The sequence below is a fragment of the Myxococcus sp. CA056 genome, from assembly GCF_013336715.1.
In the GTDB taxonomy this organism is placed as follows: domain Bacteria; phylum Myxococcota; class Myxococcia; order Myxococcales; family Myxococcaceae; genus Myxococcus; species Myxococcus llanfairpwllgwyngyllgogerychwyrndrobwllllantysiliogogogochensis.
The window spans coordinates 739600-765400 of sequence record NZ_JABUMT010000003.1; the positions used below are offsets into that span (position 1 = coordinate 739600).

The 25801-nt window shown below is 69.6% G+C and carries 21 protein-coding genes; 8 read left to right on the forward strand and 13 right to left on the reverse strand.

The window, feature by feature from the left end; translation table 11 throughout:
- The first annotated feature begins 78 nt into the window (after positions 1-78).
- Together HUA76_RS17535 and HUA76_RS17540 are read left to right on the forward strand one after the other, a co-directional pair.
- Positions 79-327, forward strand: a complete 249-nt coding sequence (locus HUA76_RS17535; protein WP_174461519.1) for a hypothetical protein — start codon at positions 79-81, stop codon at positions 325-327.
- Positions 315-1148: a heme oxygenase (biliverdin-producing) gene (locus HUA76_RS17540; protein WP_371823489.1), complete on the forward strand. Its 834-nt coding sequence runs from the start codon at positions 315-317 to the stop codon at positions 1146-1148. The genes HUA76_RS17535 and HUA76_RS17540 overlap by 13 nt, the downstream gene beginning before the upstream one ends.
- On the opposite strand, the gene HUA76_RS17545 is transcribed toward HUA76_RS17540, so the two are convergent.
- Both HUA76_RS17545 and HUA76_RS17550 read right to left on the reverse strand, forming a co-directional pair.
- Positions 1118-1921, reverse strand: a complete 804-nt coding sequence (locus HUA76_RS17545) for an SDR family NAD(P)-dependent oxidoreductase (protein WP_141647960.1) — start codon at positions 1919-1921, stop codon at positions 1118-1120. The two genes, HUA76_RS17540 and HUA76_RS17545, sit on opposite strands and share 31 nt — an antisense overlap.
- 82 nt (positions 1922-2003) lie before the next feature.
- Positions 2004-3728: a sigma-54 dependent transcriptional regulator gene (locus tag HUA76_RS17550; RefSeq protein WP_174453647.1), complete on the reverse strand. Its 1725-nt coding sequence runs from the start codon at positions 3726-3728 to the stop codon at positions 2004-2006.
- Between the two features lie 328 nt (positions 3729-4056).
- On the opposite strand from HUA76_RS17550, the gene HUA76_RS17555 reads away from it, so the two are divergent.
- The 4 genes from HUA76_RS17555 (at position 4057) to HUA76_RS17570 (ending at position 10846) form a co-directional block, all read left to right on the forward strand.
- Positions 4057-7515 carry a serine/threonine-protein kinase PknK gene (locus tag HUA76_RS17555; RefSeq protein ID WP_174461520.1) on the forward strand — a complete coding sequence of 1153 codons (3459 nt, stop codon included), beginning with the start codon at positions 4057-4059 and terminating at the stop codon, positions 7513-7515.
- Positions 7516-7581: 66 nt separating this feature from the next.
- The gene (locus HUA76_RS17560) at positions 7582-8232 is read left to right on the forward strand and encodes a hypothetical protein (protein ID WP_174461521.1); all 651 of its coding nucleotides are present in this window, start codon (positions 7582-7584) and stop codon (positions 8230-8232) included.
- Complete coding sequence (locus tag HUA76_RS17565) at positions 8232-9497, forward strand: YcaO-like family protein (protein WP_174461522.1); 1266 nt, start codon at positions 8232-8234, stop codon at positions 9495-9497. The genes HUA76_RS17560 and HUA76_RS17565 overlap by 1 nt, the downstream gene beginning before the upstream one ends.
- Positions 9494-10846, forward strand: coding sequence for a TfuA-like protein (locus HUA76_RS17570; protein WP_174461523.1), 1353 nt, complete (start codon positions 9494-9496; stop codon positions 10844-10846). The genes HUA76_RS17565 and HUA76_RS17570 overlap by 4 nt, the downstream gene beginning before the upstream one ends.
- Before the next feature lie 95 nt (positions 10847-10941).
- Here HUA76_RS17570 and HUA76_RS17575 read toward each other — a convergent pair whose 3' ends face one another.
- The 4 genes from HUA76_RS17575 to HUA76_RS17590 all read right to left on the reverse strand — a co-directional run bounded on the left by HUA76_RS17575 (position 10942) and on the right by HUA76_RS17590 (position 14478).
- Positions 10942-12099: a methyltransferase domain-containing protein gene (locus HUA76_RS17575; protein ID WP_371823490.1), complete on the reverse strand. Its 1158-nt coding sequence runs from the start codon at positions 12097-12099 to the stop codon at positions 10942-10944.
- A gap of 74 nt (positions 12100-12173) precedes the next feature.
- Positions 12174-13268: a lysylphosphatidylglycerol synthase transmembrane domain-containing protein gene (locus HUA76_RS17580; protein ID WP_254614270.1), complete on the reverse strand. Its 1095-nt coding sequence runs from the start codon at positions 13266-13268 to the stop codon at positions 12174-12176.
- A 16-nt stretch (positions 13269-13284) separates the two neighbouring features.
- Positions 13285-13722, reverse strand: coding sequence for a CBS domain-containing protein (locus HUA76_RS17585; RefSeq protein ID WP_141647889.1), 438 nt, complete (start codon positions 13720-13722; stop codon positions 13285-13287).
- A 150-nt stretch (positions 13723-13872) separates the two neighbouring features.
- Complete coding sequence (locus HUA76_RS17590) at positions 13873-14478, reverse strand: RNA polymerase sigma factor (protein ID WP_174461525.1); 606 nt, start codon at positions 14476-14478, stop codon at positions 13873-13875.
- Positions 14479-14616: 138 nt separating this feature from the next.
- Here HUA76_RS17590 and HUA76_RS17595 point away from each other — a divergent pair, with 138 nt between their 5' ends.
- On the forward strand, positions 14617-15000 hold the full coding sequence (locus HUA76_RS17595; RefSeq protein ID WP_174461526.1) for a PleD family two-component system response regulator: 384 nt from the start codon (positions 14617-14619) through the stop codon (positions 14998-15000).
- Positions 15001-15004: 4 nt separating this feature from the next.
- On the opposite strand, the gene HUA76_RS17600 is transcribed toward HUA76_RS17595, so the two are convergent.
- From HUA76_RS17600 to HUA76_RS17630, 7 genes are all read right to left on the reverse strand, one after another.
- Positions 15005-19165: a protein kinase gene (locus HUA76_RS17600; protein ID WP_174461527.1), complete on the reverse strand. Its 4161-nt coding sequence runs from the start codon at positions 19163-19165 to the stop codon at positions 15005-15007.
- Between the two features lie 141 nt (positions 19166-19306).
- A complete protein-coding gene (locus tag HUA76_RS17605; RefSeq protein WP_141647885.1) occupies positions 19307-20083 on the reverse strand; it encodes a ZIP family metal transporter in 777 nt (258 codons plus the stop codon).
- A gap of 45 nt (positions 20084-20128) precedes the next feature.
- Positions 20129-21382, reverse strand: coding sequence for a COG3014 family protein (locus HUA76_RS17610; protein WP_174461528.1), 1254 nt, complete (start codon positions 21380-21382; stop codon positions 20129-20131).
- Between the two features lie 45 nt (positions 21383-21427).
- Positions 21428-22036: a penicillin-binding protein activator LpoB gene (gene lpoB, locus HUA76_RS17615; protein ID WP_174461529.1), complete on the reverse strand. Its 609-nt coding sequence runs from the start codon at positions 22034-22036 to the stop codon at positions 21428-21430.
- Between the two features lie 14 nt (positions 22037-22050).
- Positions 22051-22881, reverse strand: coding sequence for a hypothetical protein (locus HUA76_RS17620; RefSeq protein ID WP_174461530.1), 831 nt, complete (start codon positions 22879-22881; stop codon positions 22051-22053).
- Positions 22882-22896: 15 nt separating this feature from the next.
- Entirely contained in the window at positions 22897-23463 is a 567-nt protein-coding gene (locus HUA76_RS17625; RefSeq protein WP_141647881.1) for a hypothetical protein, read from the reverse strand.
- 117 nt (positions 23464-23580) lie between these two features.
- On the reverse strand, positions 23581-25242 hold the full coding sequence (locus HUA76_RS17630; protein ID WP_174453082.1) for a mechanosensitive ion channel family protein: 1662 nt from the start codon (positions 25240-25242) through the stop codon (positions 23581-23583).
- Between the two features lie 171 nt (positions 25243-25413).
- On the opposite strand from HUA76_RS17630, the gene HUA76_RS17635 reads away from it, so the two are divergent.
- Entirely contained in the window at positions 25414-25797 is a 384-nt protein-coding gene (locus HUA76_RS17635) for a PleD family two-component system response regulator (RefSeq protein WP_015351808.1), read from the forward strand.
- Positions 25798-25801: the final 4 nt, after the last annotated feature.

Genomic DNA, 25801 nt, shown 5'->3' on the forward strand with positions numbered 1-25801 from the left:
CGGGATTGACTCCCGGGCGGGTTTCGCGCATCATCTTGTTGATTTCGATAATCAAAATCAAAATCAAGGAGACACGAGATGCTCGGTCAGGGATGCGGCAAGAGAGTGCTCGCGCGGGGGCCATGCGCCGAGGTGACGCGCTGCACCTGTGGTCACATCCATCTGGCGCTGGGTCCGGTGACGATTCGGGTGGAGGAGGAGGTCCTCCGCGCCATTGGCCTGACGATGGCGGAGGCGCTGCAGAACCTGGATGAGCCGGAGCAGGGCCACGCCGAGGGGTCCGATTCCGAGTCGATGCCTTCGCTGCTGGGCGGGTGGAAGCAGTGAGCGCCACCGGCACCCTGAGGGTGTCGCGCACGGAGCAGTCCGCGCGCGTGCGGCGACTGAGCGAGAGCGAGGCGGACGCGACTGCCCCGGCGACGCAGCCCCGTGCGACAGCGGCACCCCTTTCCGTGTTGCTCACGGAAGGCACGGCGCGGGCCCACGAGCAGGCCGAGCGCTCCGTCTTCCTCCAGTCCCTCTTCGTCGACAGCTGGGACGGCATCTACGGCCAGTTCGTCCGGGCCCAGCACTACGTCAGCTACCTGCGCCAGCTCCACGTGCTCTACGCGACGTTCGAGAGCGTGCTGCCGCGCGTGGCCCGCACCGCGCTGACGCCCGTGCTGCTGATGCCGGAGCTGCGCCGCGCCAGCGCGCTGGAAGCGGACCTGGCCTACTTCTGCGGCGAGACGCGCACGGAGACCTTCGCGTGCGTGGAGACGCGCCTGCACGCGGAGCGGCTGCGCGAGGTGGCGGAGGATGCGCCGCATCTGCTCGTGGCGCATGTCTATGCGCGGTGCGTGCTGGACTTCTTCGCCGCGCCGGAGCGCGCGCGAGTCATCTCGAACGCCTTCGAACTGGAGGACGCGCGCGGCACGCTGTTCCACGGCACGGCCACGCCGACGGAGCTCTCGGAGTTCCGCGTGCGGCTCCACTCGCGCATCGACGGGCTGGAGCTGGAAGAGGACGAGGCGCGCGAAATCATCCAGGAGGCGCGAATGGCCTTCCGGCTCCAGGCGCTCGTGTGTGACGAGCTGGCGCGAGGCGCGACGGGAATCGCCCCCGCTTCAGGCGGTGGCTACCGGGGTGGATTCAGCGTGTCCCAGTAGCTGTGCAGGCCCCGCAGGTGGCTGCCACCGTCCACGAAGAGGCTCTCTCCCGTCACCCAGGAGGACTCCTCCGAGCACAGGAAGGTGACGGCGCGGGCCACGTCCTCGGGCATCCCATGGGCGCGGCCCAGGGGGGTGCGCGCGAGCAGCTCGCGGCGCACCGACGGCTCGTCGATGAAGGCGGCGGCCACGGGCGTGAGGGTGGCGCCCGGCGCGACGACGTTGACGCGGATGCCATGGCGCCCCAGCTCCAGCGCCGCTGACCGCGACAGCTGGGCCAGCGCCGCCTTGGAGGCGGAGTAGTGAGCGAACCCCTCCGTCACCACCTCCTGGCAGACAGAGGTGATGTTCACCACCGCGCCGGCGCGCTTCTCGGCGATGAGCGCGCGGGCGAACGTCTTCAGCATCAGGAAGGGCCCCTTCAGGTTCACCGCGAGCACGCGGTCCAGCTCCTCCTCGGGCAGGTCCACGAGCAGCGTCAGGGAGAGTGAGCCCGCGTTGTTCACCAGGATGCCGGGCAGCCCCAACTGCTCCGTGGCGAAGGCGTGGGCGCGCGCGACGTCCTCCGCCCGACACACGTCCCCGGCGAAGGGGACGGCGCGAGCACGCCCCTCCGCTTCGCGATTGAGGCGCTCGGCGGCGTCCGCCACCTTCGTCTCCGTTCGTCCGAAAACCAGCACGCTGGTGCCCTCGCGCATGAGGCGCGAGGCGACAGCCAGACCGATTCCCTGCGCGCCACCCGTGACGATGGCGCTGTTCGAGAGGAGCTTCACGGTTCACCCCCGGGCATCGTGGACCCGGAAGCTAGCAACGGCTCCTCTCGACGAGGATTGTACCGCGGGCCACTGGCCGGACTCAGGCCGCCTCGTCCTCGGACAGGAGGTCCGCGAAGGGCGAGCTCTCCTCACCGAGGGCCTTGTAGAGCGCCTCCACCTTCTCCAGCTCGCGCTTGAGCGCCTTGTGGTGGTTGCGGTTCTTCACCAGGCTCTCGCGGCCCAACAGCTTGAAGCCGTCGTCCCGCCCCACCTGCCGGATGGCCATGCCCAGCACCAGCCCGCGGAACGCATCCGCCAGGTCCAGGTCCAGAGGCGCGTTGCGACGCCGCGCCTCCGCGACGAACGCCTGCGCGGCGGCCCGCAGCGCTTCCGGCAGCGGCTTGCTGCCCGGCGCCTGCTCGTAGTCCAGCGCCCGCGCGACGTGCTTCTCGTGGAGCACCAGCTCTCCACCGGAGACGGCGTGCTCCACCATGGCCAGCGTGTAGGCGCGGCGGACGATGTTGTCGAGCTGCCGCAGGTTGCCCGGCCACGAGCTGCCCACCAGCATTCGCTCCGCGTCCTGCGTCACGCGCGCGTTGCCCTCGGGGGAGCGCTCGCGGTGCCGCCGGTTCACCATGTACTGGGCCCAGAGCGGAATTTCGTCCTGGCGCTCCTGCAAGGCCGGCATGCGCACCGGCAGCACGTTGACGCGGTAGTAGAGGTCCTCGCGGAAGCGGCCCGCGCGCACCTCCGCGTGCAGGTCCGCGTTGGTGCCGATGATGAAGCGCACGTCCGCCTGTCGCTCGCCGGTGCCCTCGCCCAACGGCCGGTAGCTGCGCGACTCCAGCAGATGCAGCAGACCCGCCTGAGCCTTCAGCGACAGCTTGTCGATTTCGTCGATGAACAGCGTGCCGCCATCCGCGCGCGCCACGCTGCCGGGCGCGTCCCTCACCGCACCGGTGAAGGCGCCCTTCTTCCAGCCGAAGAGCTCCGCCATCTGGAGGTCCTCGGGCACCGTCACCAAATCCAACGTCTCGAAGGGCTTGGCGCGACGGTTGGAGCGCTCGTGGCACCAGCGCGCCAGCCGCGACTTGCCCGCGCCCGTCGCGCCGCTGATGAGGATGGTCTCATCCTGCAACGCGAAGACGCGCAGGATGGGCAGGAGCTCCGCCATGGAGCGGCCCACCACGGGCAGGTACTCGTCCACCTCCGGCGTGGCCACCGGACGCTGCGGCAGCCCCGCGAGGTACGGCGAGGCCACGTCCGCGAGCAACTGGAGCTGCTCGCCGGCTTCGCGCCAGACGAACTCCTGCCCCATCGCCGCCAGACAATCAGCCTCCAGGGAAATCATCCCCTCGATGCTGCCGCCCGGCGTGCGCAGCGGCAGCACGCAGACGTGCGTCGCATGGCGCCCCAGGAAGCGCTGGCGGCTCTCGTTGCTGTGGAAGCCCGCCAGTCCCGGGTCACCCGTCACGGGCGCGTCCGGCGCATGCGGCTGCACCGTGCCCACGTTGACGTCGATGGACACCGCGCAGCGGTGCTCCACCACCGCGCGCCACGCCGTGGCCGAGGTGAAGAACGGGGTCCCCACACTCGCATCCGTAATCTCTGTTGCTCCCACATCGAGCGCGGCAAGGCGACGATAAGCCTCGCCTGGGCGCAGGTGGACGATTCCTCGGAGCACTCGGGCGCGGGCTGCGTACCGACTGGACGCAACAGCGTCCTGGGCTACGGCCAACATGCGCTTCAGGGTGGTGGCCGCGGCCGTCTCGAAATCCTTCGCCCCCCGCAGCGCGCTCATGAGCTGCGGCATCTCCTCGTGCATCCACTCGCCTCCGTCCGGTGCCATCCGAGAGTACCCGCCAAGGGCCGCTTCGGAAGGAGGCAGTGTAGCGGAGATGAAGAACGCGGAAGGAGCGGCCCCTCCTTCCGCGTTCCCGAACCTCGCTGACGGCTGGGCGCCCGGTTGCTCGCGACGCCACGCGGAAACACCATGCGCGGTTCATGCCAACACCTCGTTTCACGTCTTTTCAGGGGGTTGACTGGAGAGGGGGGCTCTGGAGGCCCGAAACCGCGTCCAAGTGGAACGCAGCTGCGTCCAGATGCGACGCAGATGGGACGTGCCAGGGGGTGTCGCTATGCTCGGAGCCCCTATGACGGCACCAGTGATGCTCCCAGAGCTGCCCGGCGTGGGAGCGAAAATCGGCCCCTACGAGCTGCTCGAGGTGCTCGGCCAGGGAGGCATGGGAGTCGTCTACCGGGGGTGGAACCCGGCCACCGGCGAGGCCGTGGCCGTCAAGACGGTGCGTGCGGCCACCGAGGTGCCGTTGGCCAGCATCCGTCGGGAAATCCATGCGTTGCGCCGCCTCAGACACCCCGGAGTCGTACGCATCGTCGCGGAGGGGGTGGCACACGGACTGCCCTGGTACGCCATGGAGCTGCTCCGGGGGCAGACACTCCGCGGGGCGACTCGCGCCCCCTCTTCCGACGCACTGGCTGCGTCCCGGTTGAACGCAACGCTCACCCTGATGCGGAGGTTGTGCTCGGCCCTGGCCTTCCTCCACGCCAACGGCCTGGTGCATCGAGATCTGAAGCCGGAGAACGTCTTTCTGCGTCCTGATGGGACGCCGGTGCTGGTGGACTTCGGCATCGCCGCGCGCTTCGGAGGCTCGCGGGGCCGGGAGACGCTGGAGGTGAGCGGCGCCGTGGTGGGGAGCGACACGTACATGGCCCCGGAGCAGCTCCGGGGTGACTACGTGGACGCCCGCGCGGACCTCTACGCCCTGGGGTGCATGCTCTACGAGCAGCTCACCGGACGGCCCCCCTTCATTCCCGGCCGCGAGGGGCCGCTGCCGCACCAGCACCTGCATCTGACGCCCGTTCCTCCGTCGCTGCGCGTGGAGGGGATGCCCGCGGAGCTGGACGCGCTGGTGCTCCGGCTTCTCGCCAAGCGCCCCCAGGAGCGGCCCGGTTACGCGGAGGATGTGTCGTCCGCGCTGGAGGCGCTCGGCGCGGAGGAAGGCGAGGAAGGCGCCGCCACCACGCCCCGGACGCCGGCCTACCTGTACCGCCCGGACCTGGCCGGGCGCGGCGGAGAGCTGGGACGGCTGACGGAGGCGCTGGATTCGGCGGCGCGAGGCCAGGGAGGCCGCGTCTTCCTGGGCGGAGAGAGCGGCGCGGGCAAGACGCGGCTGGCGCTGGAGCTGGCGTCGGAAGCTGGCTGGCGGCGCATGACGGTGGTGACGGGCGAGTGCGTCCCGGTGGCCATGGGCGGCGCGGACCTGCATGCCTCGCCCCTGCACCCACTGCGTCCGCTGCTCCTGGCCGTCGCGGACCGGTGCAACGAGCGAGGCGCGGCCGAAGCGGAGCGCCTGCTCGGCCCGCGCGGTCGCGTGCTCGCCGCGTATGAGCCTTCCCTCATCCAACTCCCCGGCCAGCCAGAGCAACCCGAGCCCCCGCCCCTGCCCGCTCCAGAGGCACGCGCCCGGGTGCTGGCCGCGCTGCGCGAGACGCTCCGGGCCTTCGCGGAAGCGCAGCCGTTGCTGCTCGTGCTGGACGACCTCCAGTGGGCGGACGAGCTGACGCTGAGCTTCCTCCTGGAGCTGGATGCGCGGCACCTGGCATCGCGCCCCGTGCTGCTCGTCGGCACGTACCGGATGGACGAGATGGGCGCGGCGCTGCGCGCGGTGGTGGGCGCGCCGGACGCGGTGCGCGTGGAAGTGGGCCGGCTGGACGCCACCAGCGCGGGGAAGATGGTGCGCGGCATGCTGGCGCTGCGCGAGGTGCCCGGCCCCTTCGTCGACGCCCTGGTGCGCGAGACGAGCGGCAACCCCTTCTTCATCGCCGAATACCTGCGCGCCGCCATCGACGCGGGGCTGCTCTTCCGCGCGCCGTCCGGGGAGTGGCTCTTCGAGGCAGGCGGCACCGCGGGCAGCCGTCCCCTGCCCCTGCCGGGCAGCATCGCCGAGCTCATCGAGCGCCGGCTGTCCGACCTGGGCGCGGACGGGCGCGCGCTGGCGGAGGTGGCGTCGGTGCTGGGGCGCGAGCTGGATGGTGAGCTGCTGCTCGCCACCGCCGCGCTGCCGGAGAGCGCGGGGCTGGAGGCGGTGGAGGAGCTGCGCCGTCGGCAGGTCCTCGAGGAGTCCGGCGGCGGCCGGCTGCGCTTCGTCCACGACAAGCTGCGCGAGGTCGCCTACGCGCGCATCGCCGACGAACAGCGTCGCGTGCTGCACCACCGCTGCGCCCAGGGCCTGGAGCTGCGCGAGGCGGGGGCGCCGAGGGGCCTCACGCCCCAGGCCGCGGCACTGGCCCACCACTGGTCTCGCGCCGGCGTGCCGACTCGCGCAAGCGTGTGGTTCGCTCGCGCGGGAGACTCGGCTCGCGCCGCCTACGCCAACGGCGACGCCATCACCTTCTACGAGTCCGCCGTGCGCGAGGCCGCGGCGTCCACCCGGAACGCGGATGCGTCCGCCGCGGACGCGAGCACGGTGGCCCTGGACGCCGTCTGGGAGGGATTGGGCGAGGTGCTCGCGCTCACCGGACGGCAGGAGGAAGCGCGACAAGCGTTCCTGGAGGCCCTGGCACGGATTGAGCAGAGCCAGCCCGTCCGTCGCGCCAACGTGCTGCGGAAGGTGGGCAAGTCCTTGCAGACGCACCATCAAAACGAGGAAGCGCTGCGCGTCTATGCCCAGGCTCAAGCCGAGCTGGGTCCGATGCCCGACAGCGTCTCCTCCGCCCCGGGCCAGGTCGAGGCCGCCTGGTGGCATGAATGGGTGCAACTGCAGGGCGAGCGAATCACCGTCCACTACTGGCTGGCCCAGCTCGACGAGATGCGGGCCCTGGTGGAAGGCGTGCGCCCGGTGATGAGGGCCCACGGCACGCCGCTGCAACGCGCGCGCTTCTTCAACTCGCTGGTACAGATGCAACTGCGCAGCGAGCGCTATCAAGCATCAACGGAAACCGTGGCCCACGCCCGGGCCTACGCGGAAGCCGCGTTGGAGGCAGAGGGGGACGCGGAGCACGCGGGAGCCCGGTGCGTGGTCGCCATGGTGTTGCTCTTCCATGGCGCCCTGGATGAGGCCCAGTCGTGGATGGAGGACGCGCTCAAGGGCGCGGAGCGGTTGGGTGACGTGACGTTGCAGACGCGGTGTCTGAGCTATCTCACCGTCATCCTCCGGCTGCGCGGGCAGGTGTCCGCCGCGAGCGAGACGACGGCGCGCACGCTCGAGCTGGCGACGCGCTCCGGCATGGCCGACTACCAGGGCGCGGCGCATGCCCACCGGGCGTGGGTGGCCTCGCGGGCCGGGGATACCGTGCTTTCGCGAGAGGAGGCCACCGAGGCGCTGCGCCTGTGGCAGCCCCTCTCGCTCGTGTTTCCCTTCCAGTGGATGGCGCGCTGGCCCCTGCTCGCCGTGGAGCTGGAGCAGGGTCGGCTGACCGAGGCCCTGGAGCACGCGCGGGCGCTGCTCGCCCACCATCAACAGCGGCTCCCCGACGCGCTCACCCAGCCGCTGTCGACAGCCCTGGAGCACCAGGACGCACGGCGCCTGGAGGACGCTCGGGCGACGTTGCGCCAGGCGTGTGAGTCGGCGCTGCGACTCTGCTATCTGTGACGGATTGACCGACGTGCTCCTTCCCCGTCGCGGGCGTAAGGCCCGTGGCCCATTCCCGAGGTGCGCATGGCAGGCCCTTACTCGTATTTCTTCTTCAAGCCCGACAGCGTGACCATCCTGGAAGGCTTCAGCACGAAGCTCTCGGTGTGGGGCGTCCCCACGCAGTCTCCCGACAAGCTGGAGAACGTGACGGACCAGATGACCTTCCGGGTGGAGACCGGAGATGGCTCCATCGCCATCTCCCAGCCCAACCCGTCCGTCGTGGAAGTCACCGGCCTGGTATCCAGCGAGAAACACTCCTGGGTCATCGCCCAGCCGAAGCCCAAGGACTCCACGTTCCCGCCCATCGAGGCTCGCGCGGAGTGCGTCGTGGACCAGTCGGACCTGCTCATCTACGCGCCCGATGGGAATCTCTACTGGGTGAAGCCGGAGATGTGGCAGAGCGCGGAGAGAATCTCCCTCGACAGCGAGAGCCTGAGCAGCGCCCTCAAGCCGCTGCTCGAGAACGAGGCGGTGGTGGCCAACCTGCCCGAGCCCCGGAAGCCCGCCACGAGCAGCGAGAGCCCCGTGGGCGGGAGGGCCGAGCCCATCACCTGCTTCCTGCTCAACCTCAACAGCATCCTCCTCAGCTACTCGCCGGACATGCGGCTCAAGGCTGGCCAGCAGGACCCCGTCTCCCGCCCGCCCACCTCCCGCCTCTCCGACTCCAAGCCTTGATGCGCACCGCGGCCCTCGACTCCTCTTCCCCGTCCGCCTCCTCCGGGACGCCCAAGCCGTTCCGACACGGGACACATCGGGTGATGTCGCCCGAGCAGACCCTGGAGCGCGTGCGACGCCTCATGCCCGTCCTGGGCATCACCCGCATCGCCAACGTCACGGGGTTGGACACGATTGGAATCCCCGTCGTCATGGTGACGCGGCCCAATGCGCGCTCGCTGGCGGTGTCCCAGGGCAAGGGCGTCACGCTCGCGGCGGCGAAGGCGTCCGGGGTGATGGAGTCCGTGGAGGGCTACCATGCCGAGCACATCTCGCTGCCCCTGAAGCTGGCCACGTACAACGAGCTGCGCTTCCGCTCGCCCGTGGTCGACGTGGCGGGACTGCCGCGCCTGTCGGTGAGCCTGTTCCATCCCAACTGGCGCATGCTCTGGGTGGAAGGCGTGGACCTGCTCGGCGGCGGTCCGCTGTGGGTGCCGTTCGACATGGTGCACACCGACTTCACGCTGCCGCTTCCCACCGGGAGTGGCGCGTTCCTCATGAGCAGCAACGGGCTGGCCTCGGGGAATCACGTCCTCGAGGCGACGCTCCATGGGTTGTGCGAGGTGGTGGAGCGTGACGCCACCGCGCTGTGGCACGCGGGTGGAGAACGGAGCCAGGCCGCCACGCGGTTGGACCTGGGCACCGTGGACGACGCGGCCTGTCGCGAGGTGCTGGAGACCTATGCGCGCGCGGGCATCGCCGTGGGCGTCTGGGAGACGACGAGCGATGTCGGGGTGCCAGCCTTCGCCTGTTACATCGTCGACCGGGAGTCGGAGCCTTTGCGTCCCGTGGCGGTGGCGGGCGGCATGGGCTGTCACCCCTCGCGGGGCGTGGCGCTGCTGCGGGCTCTGACAGAGGCGGCGCAGAGTCGGCTCACGCGCATCAGCGGGGCGAGGGATGACCTGCACCGCAAGGCGTACGAGGAGGCTCGGGAAGGCGTGGTGGCGGAGCGGCTCCGGACGCGGCTGCGCGAGGAGCCGCCGGTGCGCCGCTTCCAGGATGCTCCCCATCAGGATGCGGAGACGTTCGAGGAGGACCTCGAGTGGGTGCTGGCGAAGGTGCGCGCGGCGGGAGTGACACAAGTGGTCGTGGTGGACCTGACGAAGCCGGAGCTGGGGTTGCCCGTGGTGCGCGTGGTGGTGCCCGGACTGGAGCCCACACATGAAGCACCGGGCTATGTCCCGGGCCCTCGCGCACTGCGCGCCATGCGAGGGGATGGGGCATGAAGGTGTTCATCTTCACGGGCCCCACGCTGCGCCCCGAAGAGGCGAGCCAGGAGCTGGACGTGGTGTACCTGCCTCCCGTGCAACAGGGTGACGTCTACCGGGCCACGTTGGAGAAGCCGGTGGCCATCGGCATCATCGACGGCTTCTTCGAGCATGTGCCCGCCGTGTGGCACAAGGAAATCCTCTGGGCCCTGGCGGAAGGCATCCACGTCTTCGGCGCCGCGAGCATGGGCGCGCTGCGCGCCGCGGAGCTGACGTCCTTCGGAATGGAGGGAGTCGGCGCCATCTTCGAGGACTTCCGGCGAGGCGTGCTGGAGGACGATGACGAGGTGGCGGTGGCGCACGCGAGCGCCGAGGACCACTGGCGGCCCCTGTCCGAGGCGATGGTGAACATCCGCGCCACGCTGGCGGCGGCTCGATTGGGCAACGTGGTGAGTGAGAGCACTCGCGCGGCGTTGGAGCGACTGGCCAAGTCCCTCTTCTACGTGGAGCGGGTGTGGCCCACGGTGTTGACGCGAGCCGCGCAAGAGGGGCTTCCTGGCGCGGAGCTGGAGGCGCTCAAGGCCTGGCTGCCGCGGGGCCGGGTGGACGCCAAGCGCGCGGATGCGGTGGCGCTGCTGCGCGAGATTCGGGCGCGGATGGAGGCGGGGCTCTCGCCCAAGCAGACGCGCTTCCCCTTCCAGCACACCGACGCGTGGGAAGAGGCACGGCGGCGCGCGGGCAGACAGCCGCTGCGCTACGCGGCGAATCCCCTGGAAGGAGTGTCGTCCGAGGCGCTGCTCGATGAACTGCGACTGCGTGGCGGGCTGAAGGAGGCGCAACGGTCGAGCATGGCGCGTGCGCTCGCCGTGGAGGAAGCGCGACGGCTGGGCCGGGAGCCGGGCGTGGCGGAGCTTCGCGCGACGGAAGAGGCGTTGCGGCAGGAGCGGCAGCTCACCCTCGAGACTTTCGAGCAATGGAAGTCGGAGCAGTACATCGACGATGCCCCTCGCCTTCTGCGCGACGAGTCTCATGTGCGCTGGGTGGAGACCCTCTTCGAGCCAGATGTCCTGCGCCACCTGGCGGACCACCTGCGCCTGACGGGCGAATACGGCGCGCTGGTACAGAGAGCCCGAGACAAGGAACAAGTGCTCACGGAGGCGGGCCTGTCAGCGCCACGCCTGGAGGACGCGGGCATCACCGAGGGCGCCCTGTGGGCCTGGTACTTCGAGGAGCATCAGGGACGGATGGTTCCAAGTCCCATCCAGCAGGCCGCACGCGACGAGGGATTCCCGGACGTGGACTCCATGCGACGGGCCGCGTTGCGTGAGCTCTGCTACGTGCTCGCGAAGGCGGGGGCGGACGCCTGAACACAGACCCAGCCTTCGCTGGGTCTCGTTTCGCCAGGACTTCAGCGCCCGCTCCGGAGGCTTCGTCCGTGACGAAGCCAGTGCCTGCTTCGGAGTCAGCTTCGTCGGCGGGTCGGCTTCTTCGTCGGAGGAGTCGCATCCGGCGCCGTAGCCAGCTTCTTCGTCGGAGGAGTCGCATCCGGCGCCGTGGCCAGCTTCTTCGTCGGAGTAGTCGCATCCGGCGCAGTGGCCACCTTCTTCGTCGCGGCGACCTTCCGCGCCGGAGAGGTCTTCCTCGGCGCAGCCACCTTCTTCTCCGGAGTCACCTTCGCTGCCGGCTTCTTCGCCGCGGCGGCGACCTTCCGCGCCGGAGAGGTCTTCCTCGGCACAGCCACCTTCTTCTCCGGAGTCACCTTCGGTACCGGCTTCTTCGCCGCGGCGACGACCTTCCGCGCCGGCGCGTTCTCGGAAGCCCCCTGCTCCACCGAGCCTGCATCCGGCCGCAGCACGAAGACACGGTCCAGCCGCCGACTGCCGCGTGCCACGGGTGAGCTCACGTCGTAGTCGAAGTCATACGCGGCCACCACGCTCAGCCCCGCATCGCGGAACAACTTGCCCGCCTGCGCCGCGTCGTACGTGCGGAAGAACCACGTCGTCTCGATGAGCCAGTCCTTCCCTGGACCGGTGATGCGCAGTCGGTTGCGCATGGGTGAGCGCCGCGCGCGCCGGTCCGGCAGCCCCTCGTGGGTGTTGCAGACGACCTTGTCCTTGCCCACGCGCCCCAGCCACCTCTCGTGCTCGGGCACGCTCCGCGAGTAGTCGGTGAGGTGGAAGCCGAGCACATAGATGCCGTTGGGCTTGAGCAGCCGTCGCGTGCCCTTCAAGTGCGCGAGCGCCGCCGCCTCGCTGTCCAGGTAGCGGAAGGTGGAGACGAGGTTTTGCGCGACATCCACCTTCCCCTCCAGCGCGGGCTCGAAGAACTCCTCCATGCGCGACGGGGCCAGCTTCACCCGACGACGCTCCGCCGGAGTCAGCCGATTGCGCGCATGCGCGAGCATGGCCTCGGAGATGTCGTAGCCCGCCACCTTCATGCCGCGACTGGCGGCCTCGGCCACCAACCGTCCCGCGCCACACGCGGGCTCCAGCCACTGCGAGCCTCCCGTGCCATGACGCGCGCTGAGCGCCTGGAGGAAATCCGCCTCCCGCACGGTGTCCGTGCCGAAGATGGCCTCGTAGTACTCCGGGTGCTCGTACCAGTCAGTGCGTTTTTCCATGGATGGGTGCCCGCTCGGGCGCGCGCATCCTCAGGTCCCGCGCGGCGAAAGCCAAGCCAAAGCGTGTCAGCCCCTCACGCGGTCCGCTGTTCTGACGACACCACGGGCGAGGCCGACGACTCGGACCCCGGACTCGACATCGCATCACGCAGCCGAACCCCGAGCATCCGACGCAGCAGCACCACGCCCAGCGGCAGCGGCAACCACAGGGTGAAACCTCGCAGCAACATCACCGCCGTGAGCCCCACCTCCACGGGCACTCCCAGCGAGGACAGCGTCCCCACCGCGGTGGCCTCGAACGTCCCCACCCCTCCCGGGATGATGCTCAGGGTCATCACCAGCGTCGCCAGCATGAACGCGGCGAATACATCCGGAAAATCCACCGGGTGCCCCACGGCGAAGAACATGCACGAGAGCGTGAGCGCATCCAGCACGAAGGTCGCGAACTGCAACGCGCTCGCACGCACCAGCAGCCACTTGTTGCGCACCAGCTCGGGCGGAACCTGGGAGATGGACTCCAGCAGGCCACTGAGCCCGGGGATGCGCCGAGCCCAGCGCGGCGGCTGCCAGCCTCCGTGCCGCGTCAACCAGAGGATTCCGAAGGGCACCGCGCAAGCGAGCGCGGCGAACGCCGTGGCCAACCCCAGGATGGCCGCGTGGAGCTGCGCGCGGAACCAGATGATGAGGATGGAGATGACCACGGCCACCGCATGCGCCGCATAGAAGGACACCATGTCCACCAGCAGCGCGGCGGTCGCCACCCGAGGGGGAGCCCCTTCCTTCTGAAGCCCCTTCATCACCACCACCGAGCCACCAATCCCCGCCGTGGGCACCAGTTGGTCGAAGGAGAGCTTCATCAATGCCAGCCCCGCGGTGCGCATCCACGGCGCCTTCACCCCCGCCGTGCTCAGCGTCACCAGCCAGCAGCCCGCCATCGTGAGATACGAGAGCACCTGGAGCACGGCACCGGCCAGCAGCCACTCCGGCCGCGCGCGCTTCAGCATCTGGGCAAACTGTCGCTCCTCTCCGAAGCGCAGCACCACGAACGCGATGAACGCGCCCAGCAGCACCACACCAGGAAGCCAGCCCCATACGCTGTGATGTCGCGACGAGCCTTCCGCCGACGCGGAGGGCGGACCACCACCTGAGACGGCGTGTCCGTCATGCATGCGCCCACCCTCCCGTTCAAGGAGCGGAGACTCCCGCCGAGTCATCCCTGCGCGCCGAGGCCGCATCCAGCAGCCGCGCCGCCATGCGCATGAAGTCGGCCTCGGTGACGATGCCCACCAGTCGCCTGTCCCTGTCCACCACCGGAAGACAACCGAAGCGGTGGTCCAGGAGCTTGTAGATGCCGTCCCGCACGGGCAGGTCCGACCTCACCATCTCCACATCCCGCGACATGATGCGCGCGACGGAGATGGGCTCCGACTGATGCGCCGCGAGCTGACGCGCCAACGCGCGAATCAAGTCACGATGACTCACCAACCCCACCAGCCGTCCCTCGCGCACCACCGGCAGGTGACGGATGTGGTTGAGCTTCAGCAGGTCATCCACGCGGACCAGGTCATCGGTCTCTTCCAGCGTGACGACATCCCGGGTCATCAGGTCGCCCACGGTGAGCATGACAAGGCCCCTTTCGCCGCGGTCCACGAGCCTCGCGCGCACCATGCGCCGCTCGGGCCGAGTCCCCTCAAGGGTGCGCCCGCGCCCCGGTTCGCGCAGCGACAGGGCGGGCAGGCGGGCGGGGGCCGGCGTCCCTTCATGCCCCGGGCGTCACGCGCTGGAAATCAGACGGTCATCCCGCGCCAGCTCACGCAGCCGCTCCTTCAGGCTCTTGAACTGTTGACGAAGGACGGCCGCCTTCCGCTGGAGCCCCTCCGAGGACTGGGTGCCCCCCAGCTCCCGAGCGACGTCGAGCCAGGACATCCGACGGTCCACGCGCAGCAGCAAGAGGTTGCGCTCTCCCGGCTCCAGCTGCGCGCGCAAGGAACGGAAGCGGTCCTTCACGGAGGTCTGGAGCCAGGGTGCCGTGCCTGAACGCTCGACGTGCATGAGGTCGACCATCTCCCGGCTCGCCACCCGCTCCCGCCCCGGCGAGAAGGCGGTGGCCATCCGGTACGCGACATTCCGCGCCACGCGATAGGCCCACGTCCTGAAAGTACTCTCCCAACGAAAGCCTGGCAGGTCCCTCACCAGGCTCTCGCAGAAGATGCTGAAGGCCTCTCGCGCCTGCTCCGGCTCTCGCAACAACGTCCCCAGGAGTCTTCGTATCTCCGGGCCATATCCCTCCACCGCGGCTTCCACGGCGCCCGCCGTGTCCTCCAGGGTGCAGCGCTCGCGAATCCTCTGCTCCAGCGCCTCTCGTTCCTTCGGCGACATTCTTCACACCTCCGAGCGGATGGAATGGCTTGCACCGTCATCGTGACGAACGCGGAGTCCCGATGAATTCACATCCATGTCGTCGCGTCCCCATCCCAGTGGAACAGCGGCATGGCCGCCTCACCCCGAGACACCCGCATGCCTCTCATCCTCCTCGTCGACGATGATTCGACCCTCCTCGAAATCTACACCGAGGCTCTCGGAGAACTGGGCTGTGAGGTCGCCTCCGCGCCGAATGGTGAGGTGGCCCTGTCGCTCGCGCAGTCGCTGAAGCCAGACCTCATCCTCACCGACGTGATGATGCCGGGAATGAGCGGCCTGGAGCTTTGCGGGAGGCTGCGCACCGATGAACGGCTGTGCCGCATTCCGCGCATCGTCCACAGCAGCATGGAGTGTGGACCTGGCGCCGCGGATGAAGTCTTCCTGCGCAAGTCCGGTGAGCTGTCCGAGCTTTTGCGGTGTGTCACCAGGTGTCTCGCGCATGGCGACCCGCCGCCCTCCGAGCTGTCATCGGCGGCGTGAGCCGTCAGTCCCACTCCGCCAGCAGCGCACGCGCGGCCCAGGCATCCGCGAGCGCCTGGCTCCCTGAAAAGACTTCCTTCAGCGACTCCAGCAGCACGCGCGCCTCCGCCGCTTCGTCGGTGTGCCGCGCAAGCCTCGCCAACTCCACCGCCGCGCCCAGCTCATGCAGTCGCGCGCCCGTGTCTCGAGCCACCGCGAGCGAGCGTCGGAAGCACTCGCGCGCCTCGCCCATGTCCCCTCGCAGCAACAAAAGCTGCCCGTGGACTCGCAACAACGTCGCCAGGGGATGGCGCGCCACGCGCCCTTCCACATGGACCCGCGCCTGACTCAAGGCGGCCAGCCCCTCGTCGACCTTCCCTCCCGCGAGGTATGCGCGAGCCAGCGTCGTCAGGCACGCGCCCTGGAGCAGCGTCGCGCCCAGCGAGTTCATCAACGCGATTCCCTCGTGGACACGCGCGACGCCGCCCTCCGCGTCTCCGAGGACCGCCAGGGAGAGCCCGTGCAGGCAAATGCTCCCCACCAGGGGCAACGGAAAGCCGTACTCGACACAGAGGCCCACGGCCCGCCCTGACACCTCCAGCATTGTCGCCGGGTCTCCACGCTCCAGCGCCAGCATCGCTCCGAAGACGGACACCGTGGCGATGGCATAGGGATGGCTCATGGACTCGGCGAGGGCGAAGGCCTGCGCCTGCGTCGCGAGCGCGGTGTCGGTGTGCCCCAGCACCAGCTCGCTCACCGCCAGGTACATCAGCGCATGCAGGCACTGCTCGGAGGCATGGCCCAGCCGCCCACCGCGAATCTGCGCGAGCTGCTCCGCCACTCCCTCCCGGCCCAGCAGGGCCTTCACCTCCAGGCCATGGCTTCGACACGACGTATAGTCCGCGCGCCAGAACGCCTGGCTGTTGAGCGCGCCGTGCAGCACCACGCGCGCCTCCAGGTCCGCGTGCTCGTCTCCCTGACAGCGGAAGAGCTCCGCGAGACGGTCCATGCCTTCACCATCCCCTCGCACCAGCGCGATGTTCCACAGTCCCCAGAAGAGGGACGTGGGGATGCACTGAGACGGGTCACACAGCGCGGCGGCCCGCGTGAAGGCGTCCTCCACCTCGCGCGTTCCGAAGCCCTTCGAGGCCACCAGCGCCTGTCCCAGCTCGACGCGCAGCACGATGTCGAACTCATCGCGCTCGCGAGAGGGCGGCAACAGCTCCAGTTGTCCCAGCGCCCGCGAGTAGTGGCTGATGGCCTCCGGGAAGGCCGACTTCGCGCCCGCGAGCTGGCCCGCGCTCCGCCAGAACTCCGCGGCCTGGCGCGTCAGCCCCGCGAGCGTGGCGTGGTGGGCCACCAGCTCCGGCTGCTCCTCCACCACCTCGGGGAACTGCTCGGAGAGCACCTGCACGACACGACCGTGGTAGCGCTGGCGCGTGCTGCGCAGGAGCGACTGGTAGGCCGCTTCCTGGATGAGCGCGTGTCGGAAGGCGTACGTGGTGCATGGCGGCTGGCCCTGCCGGAAGAGCAGTCCCGCCTCTTCCAGTCGCTCCAGCTCCGGCTCCAGCTCGTCTTCCCGGAGGAAGGACACCGCGCGCAGCGTCTCGTAGTTGAACTCTCGCCCCAGCGTGGCCGCGAGCTGCACCTGGGAGCGCTGCCGGGGAGGAAGCTGGTCCAGGCGCGCGAGGAGTAGCTCGTGCAACACCGCGGGCACCGCGGAGAGCGTCTCACCCGAGTCCCCTCGCACGGCCTCCTGCTCCACCACCACCCGCGTCAGCTCCTCGACGAAGAGGGGGACTCCGTCAGTCCGTGACACCAGTCGCGCCACCGTCTTCGGCGTCAGGGCGCGCTGGCCCGCGACCTCGCGCACCAGCGCCGCGGTGGCCTCGGGAGGCAGGGGCTCCACGTCCAGGAACTGGAGCGCCGCGCGCTCGCTCCACACCTGCGTGACGCCCGGGCGCGCGGTGAGCAACACACACAGGCGAGTCCCCTCCAACCGCTCCAGCAGCACTCCGAGGAACTGGAGGGTGGAAGGGTCCGCCCAGTGCAGGTCCTCCACCACCAGCACCACCGGCCTGCGCACGTCCTCGTGACGGAACACCTCCACCAGGGCCTTCATCATCGCGGCCCGCTGCCGCTCACCGGACAGGTGCAGGAAGGGCGAGCCTTCCGGAACAGGCAGCGACAAGAACGAAGCGAGCGGACACGAGAGCTCCACGTCCAGCACGCCCAGACGCTCCACCAGACGCGCGAGCTTGCGCTCGGGAGCGTCATCACGGGCGAAGCCCAGGAAGCGATGGAACCAGTCGATGAGCGGATGGAAGGCGCTGCCCGTTCCCCGCACACCACACTGACAACGCGCCCAGGTGCTCGTCCCCGGTGCCTCCCGGTCATGCAGCTCCTGGACGAGTCGCGACTTGCCGATGCCCGCGTCCCCTCGCACCAGGACGCCCACGCCGCGTCCACTCAGCGCATCGGCCCGCCACGTCGTGAGCCGCTGGAGTTCCCGCTCGCGGCCCACCAACGGCGACAACGCGCCGACCACCAGGGCCCGGTCGAACCGGCTCGCGCCCGGCCGCTCTCCCAGCGCTTCATGCACGTCCAGCCATGACGTGCCCGACAGTCCCTCGAAGGCCCAGGCCCCCAGTGAGCGCGTGCGGATGCGGCCTCTCACCAGCGCATGCGTGCCCTCGGTGAGCAGCACCGCGTCGGGCCCTGCCTGCGCGGCCAGCCATGAGGCCACCTTGGGCGCCTCGCCCTGCATGGGAGGCGCCGTGCCGTGCAGCAGCGGCGAGGCATCCGCCAACGCCACGCGGTCCGTGTGCAGCCCCACCTTCACCACCACACCCGGAGGCCCCAGCCCCGCGAGCTCACCGGGAAGCACCTCTTGCAGCCGCAGCGCCGCGCGCACCGCCCGCTCCGAATCCCCCTCGCGCGCCACGGGGAAACCGAAGCACGCGAGCACCTCCGCGCCCACCGCGAGCGTCATCGCGCCCTCGTGCTCGTGGATGATGCGCGTGCAGCCCTGGTGGAAGGCGCCCTCCAGCTCGCTGCAATCCTCCGGATCCAGGCGCTCCATGCCACCGCGTTCCTGCGCGAGCCGGCACGACACCAGCGTCACCAACCGACGACCGGAGATGCTCGAGCGCGAGGCCGAGTTGACGTCCAGCGCCAGCAGCCGACGCAAGCCGCGCAGTCGCTCCAGCAACTCGCCTCCATTCGCCGGCCGCTCCGCCGGGTCCTTCGCCAGCGCCGAGGCCACCAGACGCACGAGTTCCTCCGGCAACCCGGGACATCTCCAACTCACCGAGGGCATGGGTTGGGAGGAAGGGATGTGCAGGCGCAGCTCGGCGGCCTTCGAGCGCGGCAGCGGGTGCTCGCCGGTGAGCAACTCGTAGAGCAACAGCCCCGCGGCCCACACGTCGGCCCTCGCGTCCGGAGGCTCGCCCCGCCACTGCTCCGGAGCCATGTACGCGGGAGTCCCCGCGCGCGCGGCTTCGGGCGCCAGGGCGGGTCCGGCCGGTGAGCGCGCGAGGCCGAAGTCGAGCAGCTTCGCCCTGCCATCCGCGAGCACGAAGACGTTGGCGGGCTTGAGGTCGCGATGCACCAGGCGCCGCTCATGCGCATGCGCGAGCCCCGCGGCCACGTCCGTCATCAGGTCCAACGTGCGCCGCAAGTCGGGCCGCTCCCGGCGCAGCATTCGCTGCAGCGATTCGCCCTCCAGGAACTCCATCACCAGGAAGGGCACGCGCAGCGGCACCTCCTCGCCTTGCGCCAGCGTCCCGGTGTTCCACGCGGACACGTCATGGATGCGGACGATGTTCTCGTGGTCCAGCCGGGCAATCGCCTGCGCCTCCTCGCGCAATGCGGCCAGCAGCGAGGGCGTCGCGAGGCCCCGGTGCGCGGCGAGGAACTTCAGCGCCACCGTGCGCCACAGCTCGTGGTCCACCGCGCGGAACACCTGCCCCATGCCGCCGCCGCCCAGCAGACCGAGGACCTCGTACCGACGGCCGTCCAGGCCTCCCAGCCTGTCTCCCGGGAGAGGCACCGGACTCGCGGAGCCTCCATGGATGAGGCCCTGGAGCACCGCGTCCTCGAACTCCGAGCCCGCGTGCGTGGGGGCATTCCCCGCGCCGGGGGAGACCATGCCCGGGCCCTCCGCCACGCCACTGGGTGTGCTCATCGCTTCCGGCCCTCCGTCGAGGCACCGTCCGCCTGGCCGTCAGCCCAGGCGCGTGCGGCCCCTCCTTGGTGGAGAGAGCACCGAAGGACTGTTTGTGACGAAACTCCGGAGCGCGAGGCATTAGCGCACGAGCGACCAGGCTCAGTGCGCCGGATGCCCCATCAGACGCGCGAGCCCGAACATCAGGGCCAGTCCCACGAACAGCGCCAGCACGTTGCGGCCCGGCTGGTCCTTGCCGTGTCGATGCACGTGCGGCAGCAGGTCCGACACGGCGATGTAGAGGAACGTGCCCGCGGAGAAGGCCAGCGCCTTGGGCGCCATGCTCTCGAAGCGCAGCACCGCGTCGAAGGCGAAGTACAGCAGCGCGCCCGCCGGCACCATCAACCCGTACAGCACGGAGAGCAGGAGGATGGAGCTTCGCGAGCGCCCCTCCGTCTTCAGGATGGAGGCGAGCGACAGCGCGGAGGGGACCTTGTGCGCGACGATGGCCAGGAGCGCCATCAACCCCACGCCCTCCTCCACCGCCGAGCCCAGGGCGATGCCGTCGAACAGCGTGTGCGTGGACAGCCCGAGGAACGCGGTGAGCCCCAGCACCTGCCCGGCCTGCGCGGGGGAGCGCCCGCTGCCGGACATGTGGTCTCCGGGCAGGTCCTCACCCGCGTGCGCCACCAGGTAGCGCTCCAGCACGAGCAGGAAGACGAAGCCCGCGGGCACCAGCGCGAAGGCCCACCAGCCCCCGCCCTCGTACGCCTCCGGCAACATGTGGAAGAAGGCCGCGCCCAGCATGACGCCCGCGGCGAAGGCGAGGAAGCGGACCAGCTGCGTGGGCCGCTGATTCCACAACACCACCATCGCGCCAAGCAGCGCGCCGATGACGACGATGAGGGAGTAGAGGGCCACCGTGGCCAGGACCGACATGGGGCGCGCACCCTACAACAAAACCGCCACAACAAAACCGCCGACTCAGTAGCGCCGCACCACCACCAACCCTACCCGGCCCGGCTTCACGTCCACCGTGTGCTCCGACACCCGTCCCCCCGCTTCTACACGGACCGTGTGGCTCCCCGCCGGCACCCGGAAGCGCGCCACCTGGAACTCAGCGGGCAAGGAAAGCCAGGAGCGCAGGTCTGGCGCATTGCCAGCGTTGAGCAGGAGGAAGGCCAGCACGCCCAGCTCCTCGCTCTTGGTCGCGGCGCCGAGGCCCGCCGCCAGGCCCGCCTTCACCGCCACGCTGGCGAGCTGCTTGGCCAGCATCCCGCCGATGCGGGTGTCCAGGTGGAGCCGCGCGACGTCCGCCAGGGACGTCACCGTCACCGCCCGCTCGTCCTGGTCGCCCAGCTGCACGCGCACCGACGGCGCGCTGCCCCGGTCCCGGTAGACGGGCACCTCGATGAGGTTGCCGCCGGTGCCGTAGTCGCGGGACGTAGGCTGCTTCTCCGGCGACAGCCCCGCTTCCACCACCACCACGACCTGGGACTCGTCACGGGCCAGGGGCGGATGGGCCACCTCCGGGTACTTCTCCTTCAGCGCCGTGTAGACGTCATCGCGGCCGGTGTACTTCGACAGCCGCAGCAGGGGCTCCACCAGCGCGCCCAGCCGGGGCTCCAACTCGTACGCCTTCGCGTAGTCGATATAGGCCGAGTCCCAGTCGCGCTGGTCCTCGCGGATGACACCGCCCAGGTAGCGGGCGATGGCGAGCTGCTGGTACGGCTTCTTCTCCTCGGTGACCATCTTCTGGAGGCGCTCGTTGACCTGACGCACCTCCACCATGGCCGCCTCGTCGTCTCCCAGCTCCGCGTAGTTGAGCGCCTGGACGACGGAGATCATCAGCTTCTCGAAGTCCTCGCCGCGGTAGGCGCGCTGACGCTCGTTCGTCACGAGCGCCCCCGCCTCCTCGCTGACGGAGACGCCGTCGAGCCGTGCGCTGAGCTGCTCCGCCTCCTCCATCACCTTGTTGCTCTCCGCCCACTCGCCAGCGGCGTGCAGCACCATGCCCTTGTCCAGGAGCACGAGCAGCGCGTCCTTCTCCGAGCCCTCTTTCGAGACGGCGTCGAGCCCCACCAGCGCGCCCGGATAGTCTTCCGACTGATAGGACACGCGGACGCCGCGCGTGCGCGCCACGTAGTCGCCCGCGCAGCCAGTCAGCAGGAGCACGCTCGCCAGCGCGAGCACGCCCCCACCTCGAGGGCGCGCCAGGTGGCGGAGAAGAGAGGTCATGAGCAGTCGAGCCTTCGCGTGGAGCCAGCGGCTTGCGTCAGCCTGCTACCAGCTGACGCCGCGCTTCTCGAACTTCTTGCGGATCTGCTTCTCGTCCGTCCACTCGATGAGGCCGGTGCGCACGTTGCTCAGCTTCGCCGTCATCTTGTAGTACACGAGCTTGTCGCGGCCGACCTCCTGGATGATGGAGGCCAGGTCTCCCGTCATCATGAAGTCCACGGACACCTGCGCGCCCGGGCCCTTGGCAGCGTTCGGGTCCACGTAGCCCGACTGCTGGTACTCGTACTCCTCCGCGATGTCCTGGCGCGCGGCCTGGTCCACCATGGCGAAGCGGCCCGTCTGCGCGAGCGCCGTCTGAATCTTGTCGCCCAGCGAGCGCATGTCGATGTGCTCGGACGTGCTGTTCTTCAGCTTGCCCACGAGGACGATGGGCAGCGAGCCGTCCGGACGCGGCGTGGAGAAGCGCGGCGAGTTGGCCAGCGACTCCGCCATCTTCTTGGCGATGAGCTGCAGGTCGTTCTCGTTGAACTGGTCCGACAGCATCTCGATTTCGTTCGGGTCTTCGTACGACCCGCGCGTGTACGCGCGCGGGCCAGTGCACGCGACGAGCGAGGCGGCGAGGCAGGCGGTCAGGATGAGGCGATGGGTCTTCATGGTGCGTATGACTCCTAGTTCCATTCGCATTCGAAGCGGCTGCCCTCGAAGTTCCATTTGTAGTTGAGCACCGCGTCACGGCGGTACCCCGCCGTCAGGCGGCACAGGCTCATGAGCGAGGCGCGGGGATAGTCGAAGGTGTAGCTCTGCGACTTCGCCCGTTCCTGCGGAGTGAGCTGGGAGGGATGGGTGAGCGTGGGGCTGGCGCTGGCGACCACCAGCACGTTGTGCTTGCCGTACGTCTTCAGCGGCACCCGCCCGGAGAGCTGAACGCGGCGCACCGTGCGCGCGACGAGGATGTCGCTGCGGTCCACCGTCGTCTCGTGGCGGTTGCGGCGCTGGAGCAGGTCCGTGATGTTGGCGCTGAAGACGCGGGTGAGGTCCCCGTCGTCGACGAAGAAATAGAGGAACGCCTCGCGCGCGACACGGCTCTCACCCGTGAAGTCCATCGTCACCAGCAGCTCCAGCTCCCGGTTGGGCGCGATGCCATGGCGCGACACCGCCGCGAGCACGTTCTTGTCCACCCCGGCCTTCTTCAACTTGATGAGGCCGTCCGCGCTGGCGTCACATGCGCAGCGCCGCTCTTCAATCATCTTCACCAACTGCGCGGGCTCGAAGCCGGCCTGGGACAGCTTGGTCAGCTCCTCGTCCGTGAGGGGAAGCTGGTCCGAGCGCTCGTAGATGCGCGGCAGCTGGTTCGGGTCCCACTGGATGATGTTGTAGGTCTGCGTGGTGCCCGTGGGGAAAGGCAGGGAGACCTGCGGACCTCCTCCCGTGGAGGAGAGGCTGACGGGGGCCTGACTGGAGGCCAACGCCAGCGTGGCTGCGAGCACTTGGGCAATCATGGCGAGCGACCTCCCCTAGAACCTGTAACCGATGGACATGCCCAGCCGGTGCGTCACGCCGCCACCGCCAATGGGGATGTCCGGGTTGTAGTTGAGCCCCAGCAGGATGTTGTCCCGGTGGCCCATCAGAATCTCGGCGCCCACCTGGGGGGAGATGCCGAAGCGCAGCCCCTCCGCCTCGGGAATCACGATGGCGCCAGCCCTCAGGCCCGCGGTGAACACCAGCGGCCAGCCCCAGGTGCGGAACTTCGGTCCCACCATGCCGATGAAGCGCCCACCGTCGAAGACATAGGCGGCGCTCGCGTCGAGCGAGAACCAGTCCGCGCCCCACAACGACAGCGTGGCGCCCACGTACAGCGGCGGGCCCGACGGCGCGTCCTCGGGGGGCTCCTTGTCATTGATGGCCGCACCCCAGTCGAGCTGGAGCGACACGCCCTGGCTGTTCGAGCCCGAATAGCCGCCCTTGCCATACTCGGATTCCTCGGGCCCATCCGTGCGGCCCCGGTCCTGCGCGGCCGCGGTCAACGGCGCCGCGACGGCCAGCGACAGAAGGGCTCCGCACAACCTGGAATGACGCTTCATCTCGAAGACTCCCACATGCGGTAGGTGCGAAAATTCCAACGCAACGACGGTGCGGCATCACCAATATTCAAAACACCCTTCCGGCAGGCAAGGGCTCCCTGTCTCTGTCGCACCCTCTCAGGAGGTGCGAGGGCCCGTGGGAGGGAGGTCCTGGGGGGCATCCGGCTGGGGGTCCCGAGCCTCCGGGGGCGGCAGCGCGGTGGGGGCCTGCCGGGACTCGGTGCGAGTGAAGGGCAGCCACTCGGGATGGGCCCGCAGGAAGGCGACCAGCCGCTCGCGGACGAGGGCGCGCAGGTCGAAGAGCTTGTCCGGGTTGGCCGCGCTGACGAGCGCGCGGACGGTGAGCGTGCGGTCCTGGGCCTCCAACACGACGACGGACTGGAGCCGCCCGTCCCACAGGTGCTTCGCGTCCTGCTCGACGATGCGCCGCAGCTCCCCGCGCACCGCGTCCACGTCCGTGGAGTAGTCCACCTGGAGGGTCACGGCCCCGAGCATCTCCGTGCTGGACTTGCTCCAGTTCTGGAAGGGCTTGTCCAGGAAGTAGGTAATCGGGATGACCATGCGGCGCTGGTCCCAGACGCGCAGCACCACATACGTGAGGGTGATTTCCTCCACGGTGCCGAACTCGGTCTCCACCACCACCTGGTCGCCAATGCGCACCGGCTGGGTGATGGAGAGCTGGATGCCGGCGAGCAGCGTGGCGATGGACTTCTGCGCCGCGAGGCCGATGACGATACCGGCGATACCGGCGGACGCGAGCAGCGACACGCCCACGTTGCGCACCACCTCGAACTGCATCAGGAGCAGCGCGGCGGCCACCACATAGGTCGCCGCCTCGAAGACGGCGCGCAGCACCGCGAACTGGGTGCGCAGCGAGCGGGCCCGGCCCGCGTCGCGCATGTCGCCCGACACGCGGTTCTGCACGAAGTTGGCGAACACCCGCAGGAAGCGCAGGATGAACCACGCCACCGCGATGATGATGAGCGAATAGCTCAGCCGGTTGAACAGCGTCTGCACCGGGCGCGGCAGCAGCAGCAGGGACGTGCCCGCCGCCAGGAGTATCGCGAAGTACGGCAACCGCAGGGGCCCCCGCCCCGCCGCCACCAGCTGGTCATCCAGGGTGAGGTGCGTCCACTTCGCCAGTCGCAGCCCGAACGCGAGAGACAGCCGCTCCAGGAGCAGGGCCAGTCCCACCGAGCCCAGGAGCGTCACCAGCAGGCCCAGCCACTGCCAGGGCTCCAGGCCGAACACGGTGCCGGAGAAGAAGAAGGGCGGCAGCCACTCCGCCACGCGGGGGCCGTAGGTTTCGAAGAGGGGGTCCACCATCCGCACGGTGGACTCGCTGAACACCCAGACCAGGGAGCCGTCCTGGGCCACCCGCTGGACTCGGATGGACACATTGGCGCCCTCCAGCGGGATGATGCCCAGCAGGTCGAAGCGGGGGTCGGCCGGGTCACCCTCCGCGACCTTGCTCAAGAGGGACAGGTCGATGGAGAGCTTGCGGTCCAGGACGAACTTGAGCCGGCGGGCCAGCTGGGCGCCCCGCTCGGGCTGCTGGGCGCGGGGGATGAAGTCCAGGTCCAGGTAGTGCGCCGCCGTGGCGTAGTCCCCCCGGTGGGCCGCGGCCAGGAACCCCTGGGTGGTGGAGTGGGGGGACTGCCGGTCCACGGGGGACGAGGGGGACCCCAGGCCCGAATTGAGCGCCGCTACGGGCAGCGTCCAGAGGAGACTCCCCACCAGGAGAAGGGCCGTCCAGGCTCGGCGGTCTGGGTGCATCATGGCGCCCTGCATACTCCTTTTCGGTGGGTTTGCCGGAAGAAGTCAGGCCCCGCCCCCCGCCCGGACGACCGGGAGGGGGACGTCCACGACACCACCCCGTCTTACCCCGTGGGAAAGGCGTTGGTGCGCCGGGTGGGGGTAGGATAGAAACGGAGCCCAAGGAAGGTCGACGTGTCCGAGAAGCGAAGAATCCTCCTGATTGACGACAGCGAAATCACGCTCGCCATGGAGAAGGCCGTGCTGGAAGCGCGCGGCTACGAGGTCGTCGCCACCTCCACGCTCATGGAGTTCGAGAAGACGCTCCAGAGCTGGCGGCCGGACCTCATCCTCACGGACATCCACATGCCCGAGGCCAAGGGCACCGACATCTGCCGCACGCTGAAGAACGAGTACGGCACCCAGGACATCCCCATCGTCCTGTTCTCCAGCCTGCCCGACGACGAGCTGTCCAAGCTGGCCGAGCAGGTCGGCGCCGACGGCTTCCTGTCGAAGATGAACGGGCTGGAGGCCATGGGCGAGAAGATCGACGAACTGGTGCAGAGCATCCTCTGGTGAACCG